This window comes from Sphingomonas sp. CCH9-E2 (assembly GCF_001557215.1).
Taxonomy (GTDB): Bacteria; Pseudomonadota; Alphaproteobacteria; order Sphingomonadales; family Sphingomonadaceae; genus Sphingomonas.
On sequence record NZ_LSJM01000417.1, the window covers coordinates 1 to 6,365 of the forward strand.

Genomic DNA, 6,365 nt, shown 5'->3' on the forward strand with positions numbered 1-6,365 from the left:
CGGCTCCCGCCGCGAGCGCCGCGACCGCGCCGTGCGTGTCGTTGAGCGCGGTGATCATGATCACCGGCAGGTCCGCAGTGTCGGGTGCCGTGCGGATCTCCGCCAGCGCCTCTAGCCCCGACATGCCGGGCATGACCATGTCGAGCAGGACGAGATCGAAGCCGCGCCCGGAAATCAGGTCGAGCGCCTCGCGCCCGCTATCGGCGAGCACGACCATATAGCCCATCGCGCCGAGCCGCCCGCCGATGACGCGCAGGCTGGTCCGGCTGTCGTCGACAACCAGGATCGTGCGCGTGCCGCGCCGGCGCGATTCGCCGTTTTGGGTGGTGCTCCCCATGACGCACCTTCTATCGCGGGAGCGTCACGATCCTGTTAACGTTGCGCCGGGCAGAGCGGGCCGGTGCCGCAAAACCAACTAAGCCCCTCAGCGCCGCAGGAACCACAGGAGCTGGTCGACCATCATGCGCAACTGGCCATCGGCGTCGCCGAGCGGGTCGCCGGGCGCGCCGGTGTTGATCGCGACACCCAAGGGTGTGGGCCAGCCGCGCAGCGCGTGGACGACGGTGCGCAGCGCCGCCATCGTCGATACCGCCGCCTGCCATCCCCCGGCGGTGGCAACGATGCCGACCGGCACCCGATCGAAATAGACGCGATCGTCGCCGCGCAGCAGCTCGACATGATCCAGCGCGTTCTTGACCATCCCGGACAGCGTGCCGTGATAGCCGGGCGACCCCACGATCACCGCATCGGCGCTGCGCAGAGTCGCGACGAAATGCGCGATCTTCTCGTCGCCAGCGGGATCGCACAGCTCGAACGGGGCGAAGTTGATTGCGTCCCCGGTCAGCAGCGTCGTGCGCGCGCCGCTTTCTTCCGCAATCGCCAGACACCGCGCCAGCGCCCGTCCGGTCGTCGATTCGGTGCGCGATGTTCCGCCAAGGGCGACGATATGGGGCGTGGTCATGTCGCGGGGCTAGCGGAAAGCGGCGCGATCGGCCACCCTGATCCGGCTGTCGGCAACGGAGGCATGGGGTGCAGAGCAAGGGACCGCTGGCGGGGGTGCGCATCGTCGAGATCGACGCGATCGGGCCGGTCCCGTTCGCCGCGATGCTGCTGGCCGATCTGGGCGCGGATGTCGTGCGGATCGTCCAGCCCGATGCGAGCGCGAGCCATATCGTCCCGAGCCTGTATCGCGGGCGGCGCGAGCTGGAGCTCGACTTCCGGCACCCGGCGTCGATCAACGAGCTGCGCGACCTGATCGACCGCGCCGACGGGCTGATCGAGGGGATGCCGCCGCGCTCGATCGAGGCACTGGGGATCGGCCCCGATGCGTGCCGGATGCGCAACCCGCGATTGGTCTATGGCCGGGCGAGCATGTGGGGGCAGGACGGACCGATGGCGGAGCGTCCGGGCAGCGACATCAACGTGCTGGCGCTGACCGGCGCGCTCCACGCGATCGGCACGCCCGACCAGCCGGTGGTGCCGCTGACCCTGCTGGGCGACCATGCCGGGTGCGGCATGTTCCTGGCGCTGGGCATGGTCAGCGCGATCCTGGGCGCGCAGGCGAGCGGCGAGGGACGGATCGTCGATGCCGCCGCAGCGGACGGGGTCGGCACGCTGATGGCGCTGACCCAGAGCCTGGCACAGAGCGGGCGCTGGCTCGACCGGCGGGAGGCCAATCTGGTCGATGGCGGCGCACCCTTTTACCGCACCTATCGCTGCGCCGACGAGCGGCATGTCGCGGTCGGCGCGATCGAGCCATCCGCCTTTGCCGATCTGTGCGCGGTACTGGGGCTGGAGGCGTCGAAGATCCCGCAATTCGACCGCGCGGGCTGGCCGCACATGGCGCGGGAGTTCGCGCGGCGCTTCGCCAGCCGGACGCGCGACGAATGGGTCGCACGCTTTCCCGATGGGGCGGCCTGCGTCACGCCCGTGCTGAGCCTGGCGGAGGCCGCGCGGCACCCGCATGCGCTCGCCCGGCGCCCGCTGGCGAGTGGTCCGGCAGGCGGCCCGACCGCGCCGCAATTTGCCCCACGCGCCACCCCGGTGGGACCGGCGGTGGTGACGAGCGTGGGGGAGATGCTGGGGCGGTGGGTGGATTAAACGCGCTAAGCCGCGCGCGCGGCGCTCCATGCGCCGGCAATTTCCTCGAGATCATCGGCGACCGCGCGGAACGGCGCTGGATCGCTGCCGATGCTGGCGTGGACGATCTGGTTGCGCAGCCCGTGATAGAGCGTCGCGAGCGTGCGCGAGACGTCGCCGCCGCGTTCGAAATCGAGGCCGCCTTCCAGTGCGAACAGGATCGCGGTGGCGCGGGCGATGCGCTCGCTCTTGACCGGGAACTGGCCCTTTTCGGTCGCGAAGGCGGCGGAGCGGAGCGCGGCGATGCACTCCTTGTACATCAGCTCCACCAGCTGGTGCGGATCGGCGGCGGCCGTGCGTCCGACCGCATCGATCGTGCGATAGGTGGCGGCGGCGTCGGTGCTGAGGCGGATCGGGCGGGTCATCGCATCAATTCTGCTTGTTCCAGGCTTCGACCTGCGATTCGAGGAAGCTCATCGTCGATTTATAGACCGCGACCTTGGCGTCCATGCTGGCGAACTGGCGGGTCATGCGGGTGCGCGTGTCCTCGATCTTGGTCAGGATCTCGGCCTTGTCCTCGTCGAGATCGGCCTTGGCGCGGGTATAGCCCGCCTCGCTGGCGCCGAGACCGCGCGTGGTGCTGGACGCGGTTGCGGCGATGGCGTTGAGCGCGCCCGCGACGCCGTTGCCGGTCGCGTTGGTGCCGGAAGGTTCGGCGAACAACCGCTCGACCGCCTGCGGGTAATCGACCAGCGCGCGGCTCAGCGCGGCGGTGTCGACGCTTAGCGTCCCGTCGCGTTCGGTGCGGATGCCGATCTGGGCCAGCGTGGTCGGCTCACCCGCCGCCCCGGTCGCGACCTGCGCGATCGTGATCTGTTGCAGCTGGCGCTTCACCGCCTTGGCCGCCGCATCGCCGCGCAGCGCGCCGTCGAGCGGGTCGAGATCCTTGTTCAGCGCCGAATAGACCTCGTTATAGGTCGCGACGAAATCCTGTGCGGCCTGGAGCAGCGCGCTGGTCGGCGCGGCCTTGCCAATCGTCACGATCGTGCCCGGCTGGGCCGAAGACAGATCGAGCCGGACGCCGGGGACGAGATCTGAGATGCTGTTGCCGTCACGACGCAACGCGATGCCGTCGACCGCGACGATCGCGTCGGACGCGGCGCTGCCGATGGTGGTGCCGGTGGCGCCGACACCGACATTGAGCGCGGCGAGGCCGGTATGGCCGGGAGTTTCGGTCGCGGTCAGCGTGAAGGCGCGCGCCTCCCCGCTCGCGCCCTTGACCACCAGCCGCGCGCCGCCGCTGTCGGTCACGACCGAAGCAGTGATGCCCGCCTTGGCCGCGTTGATCGCGGCGGCGATGCCGTCGAGGCTGCTGTTATCCGGGCCGATGGTGATCGCGACCGGGGCTGCGCTTCCGGCGGTGAAGCCGGTCATCGCGCCATCGGCGACCGTGGCGGTGCCGAAGGTGAGGGTGAGCGTCCCCTGTCCGATGGCGGCGGTGCGGTCGGTCACTGCGGCGCTGGCGGCGCTTTGCGGCGCGGCGAGCTGGCGAACCTCGACCTTGGCGTTGAGGGTGGCGAGGTTGGCGCCGGCGAGGCGGGTGACGCCGAGAATGGCGGGATTGGAGCTGGTCGGCTGAGTCGCCAGCGTGCCGCCGCGCGTCAGGCTGGCGAGCGCGGTGGCAAAGCCGGTGATGTTGCTCTTGTGCGTCGCTGCCGCCGTGATCTGAGCGGTCAGCGTCTCCTCGCGCTTGGTGAGCGCGGCGTTCTTCAGCTCGAACTGTGCATCCACCAGGCTCTGGACGAGCGCGGTCGTGTCGATGCCCGACCCGGTGCCGATCGTTTTCGCAATCGATTCAATGGCCACGGTCACAATCCCCCATGCCTTGAAGAACGGCCATCACGGCTTGCCCTTAAGGCCGATTTGCACGCCATTTTCGTCGAACAGGGCGGTCTCCGGCACCTTGACCGTCGGCATCGCCGTGCCGGCACGCTTGTCGAGGCCGAACACGAACGCCAGCACCGTCGCGACCGCGAGATAGAGGTCGTCGCGAATCTCCTGATTCTCACGGCTGGTGAAGTAGAGCGCGCGCGCGAGCGGGGGCAGTTCGATCCGCGGCACCGCGAATTCGTCGGCCAGTTCGCGGATCGCCAGCGCGATCTCGCCACGCCCCTTGGCGACCACCACCGGCACCTGATCCCTGCCCTGATCGTAGCGCAAGGCGACCGAGAAGTGGGTCGGGTTGGTGAGCACGACATGCGCGGTCGCGACACTCTTGCGCAGCCCGCCCTTGGCAATCTCGCGCTGGCGCTGGCGGCGATGGCCCTTGGCCTCGGGCGACCCTTCGGTTTCCTTATATTCGTCCTTCACTTCCTGCAGGCTCATCTTGAGCCGCTGCATGTGGCGGAAGATCTGGATCGGCAGGTCGACGCCTGCAATCAGCAACAGCCCCCCCGCCATCACGAGCACGAGCGTCGCGAAGGTATCGCCGAGCGATTTCACCGCCGTGCCGAGGTCGGACGAGACCAGTCCCATCGTCATCGGCGCCGATCCCCAGAGCAGCCACGCGCCCATTCCGCCGAGCAGCACCACCTTGAGCAGCGACTTGCCGAGTTCGATCCAGCCGGTCGGGCCGAAGATGCGCTTGAGGCCGGAGCCGGGATTGATGCGGTTGCCCTTCGGCGCCATCAGCTTGCCGTTGAAGCGGAATGCGCCGAGCGCTGCCTGGCTCAGCACCGCACCGCCGAGCGTGATGGCAAGCAGTGCGCCGAGCGACGGGGCGAGCTTCCACCCGGCGGTGGCGAGCGGCTTCCACGGCTGGAAACTCTCGATATCGGCGCGGCCGAAGCTGAAGCTCGCCGCCATCACCTCACGGATCGCCGACAGCAGTTGCGGCCCCATCAGGATCATCCAGCCGCAACCGAGCAGCATGATCAGCGCCGCGCCGAACTCGCGCGATTTGAGCAGGTCGCCGTCGTCGAGCGCCTTTTGTTTGCGCTTGGGTGTTGGTGCTTGTGTCTTTTCGCCCGCGCTCTCCGACATCAGCCCAGCCCTCCCAGGACCAGGGCCTGTGCGGCGTCGAGCGCCTCACGCACGATGACGAGCATGTAATCGCCCATCGCGGGCATGCCGGCGAGCAGCGCGAGGACACCCATGGCGAGGCTGGCGGGAATGCCGATCGCGAACAGGTTGAGCGCGGGGGCGGAGCGCGAGAGCATGCCGACCACGATGTTGAGGCACAGCAGCAGGAAGCCGACCGGCAGCGCGAGCAGCAGCCCGGCGAGGAAGGCGTAGCCGCCGAACAGCACGATGTTCATGAGCTTGCCCGGGGTGAGCCAGGCACCGCCGGGGGGCAATAGTTCGTAGGAGCGCACGATCAGCTCGACCAGCACGAGATGGCCGTCGACGGCGAGGAACAGCAAGGTGAGCAGCACGGTCAGGAACTGGCCGAGCGCGGGAGTCGACTGGCCGGTCTGCGGGTTGATCGCGGTGGCGAAGCTGAGGCCCATCGACACGCCGATCACCTCGCTCGCCACCAACGGCGCGGCAAAGGCGATCTGGAGGATGAAACCGAGCGCGAGGCCGACCAAAGCCTCCGCCGCAACGGCGAGGATCGTGGTCAGCACGAACACCTCGCCCGGCACCGCGATCGGCGCGGCGTGCATCGACAGGATCGAGACGGCGGCGGTCAGCAGGATGCGGACGTTGAGCGGCACCGCGACGGCGCCAAACACCGGCGCGGCCAGGAACGCCGCACCGACGCGCACCATCGTGAACAGCAGCGCCCAGAGCTGCGGCTCGATCGCGAGGCCGAAGCCGAGCATGTCAGTGGATGCTGGCCGAAGTCGGGGCCCAGCGCGTACGCCGTGCGTCGCCGCGCGGTGCGTGCGGCAGGCGCACGATCGGGCGCGGCGGCAGCTGGGGCGGGGCTGCGGGGACCGGGGCGAAGGTCACTTCACCAGATCCGGGATGCGTTCGAAGATCGTCGTGGTGAAATCGCCGAGCAGGGTCATGATCATGCCGCCGAAGATCACCAGGCTGACCCCGACGATCGCGAGCTTGGGCACGAAGGTCAGCGTCTGTTCCTGGATCGACGTCGCCGCCTGAATCATGCCGAGGATCAGGCCCGACAGCAGCGCCGGGATCAGGATCGGGGCCGAGGCAAGCGCGAGGATCCACATCGCCTCGCGCGCGACCGACAGAAAATAGTCTGCGTCCATTCTTAGTCCTTTGCGGCACCAGCCCGCTCCCCCACCCGGCCACCCATAGGGTAGCCTGGCTGGGTG

Annotated in this window: 8 protein-coding genes; 1 reads left to right on the forward strand and 7 read right to left on the reverse strand. The window is 69.1% G+C overall.

Annotated elements, in window-relative coordinates; translation table 11 throughout:
- Positions 1 to 337: response regulator (locus tag AX681_RS18810; RefSeq protein WP_156456140.1), on the reverse strand; the 337-nt coding region annotated here is incomplete at its 3' end.
- 87 nt (positions 338 to 424) lie between these two features.
- Positions 425 to 961 (reverse strand): NADPH-dependent FMN reductase, encoded by a 537-nt coding sequence (locus AX681_RS18815; protein ID WP_066657150.1) that lies wholly within the window; start codon positions 959 to 961, stop codon positions 425 to 427.
- Between the two features lie 68 nt (positions 962 to 1,029).
- On the opposite strand from AX681_RS18815, the gene AX681_RS18820 reads away from it, so the two are divergent.
- Positions 1,030 to 2,100 carry a CaiB/BaiF CoA transferase family protein gene (locus AX681_RS18820; protein WP_066682614.1) on the forward strand — a complete coding sequence of 357 codons (1,071 nt, stop codon included), beginning with the start codon at positions 1,030 to 1,032 and terminating at the stop codon, positions 2,098 to 2,100.
- A gap of 5 nt (positions 2,101 to 2,105) precedes the next feature.
- Here the strand turns inward: AX681_RS18820 and AX681_RS18825 are convergent, their stop codons facing one another.
- From AX681_RS18825 to fliQ, 5 genes are all read right to left on the reverse strand, one after another.
- Positions 2,106 to 2,504, reverse strand: a complete 399-nt coding sequence (locus tag AX681_RS18825) for a flagellar export chaperone FliS (protein ID WP_066659710.1) — start codon at positions 2,502 to 2,504, stop codon at positions 2,106 to 2,108.
- Between the two features lie 4 nt (positions 2,505 to 2,508).
- Complete coding sequence (gene fliD, locus AX681_RS18830; RefSeq protein ID WP_231733728.1) at positions 2,509 to 3,945, reverse strand: flagellar filament capping protein FliD; 1,437 nt, start codon at positions 3,943 to 3,945, stop codon at positions 2,509 to 2,511.
- A 33-nt stretch (positions 3,946 to 3,978) separates the two neighbouring features.
- Positions 3,979 to 5,121 (reverse strand): flagellar type III secretion system protein FlhB, encoded by a 1,143-nt coding sequence (flhB, locus tag AX681_RS18835; protein ID WP_066682620.1) that lies wholly within the window; start codon positions 5,119 to 5,121, stop codon positions 3,979 to 3,981.
- Entirely contained in the window at positions 5,121 to 5,903 is a 783-nt protein-coding gene (gene fliR, locus AX681_RS18840; RefSeq protein WP_066662885.1) for a flagellar biosynthetic protein FliR, read from the reverse strand. Before fliR ends, flhB begins: the two co-directional genes overlap by 1 nt.
- Positions 5,904 to 6,029: 126 nt before the next feature.
- Entirely contained in the window at positions 6,030 to 6,299 is a 270-nt protein-coding gene (gene fliQ / locus AX681_RS18845; protein WP_066682622.1) for a flagellar biosynthesis protein FliQ, read from the reverse strand.
- Between the last annotated feature and the right edge of the window lie 66 nt (positions 6,300 to 6,365).

Excerpts from the sequence above, each read along its gene's own strand:
- AX681_RS18815 (WP_066657150.1), bottom strand. The coding sequence starts at position 961 with ATGACCACGCCCCATATCGTCGCCCTTGGCGGAACATCGCGCACCGAA.
- AX681_RS18825 (WP_066659710.1), bottom strand. The coding sequence starts at position 2,504 with ATGACCCGCCCGATCCGCCTCAGCACCGACGCCGCCGCCACCTATCGC.
- flhB (WP_066682620.1), bottom strand. The coding sequence starts at position 5,121 with ATGTCGGAGAGCGCGGGCGAAAAGACACAAGCACCAACACCCAAGCGC.
- fliQ (WP_066682622.1), bottom strand. The coding sequence starts at position 6,299 with ATGGACGCAGACTATTTTCTGTCGGTCGCGCGCGAGGCGATGTGGATC.
- fliR (WP_066662885.1), bottom strand. The coding sequence starts at position 5,903 with ATGCTCGGCTTCGGCCTCGCGATCGAGCCGCAGCTCTGGGCGCTGCTG.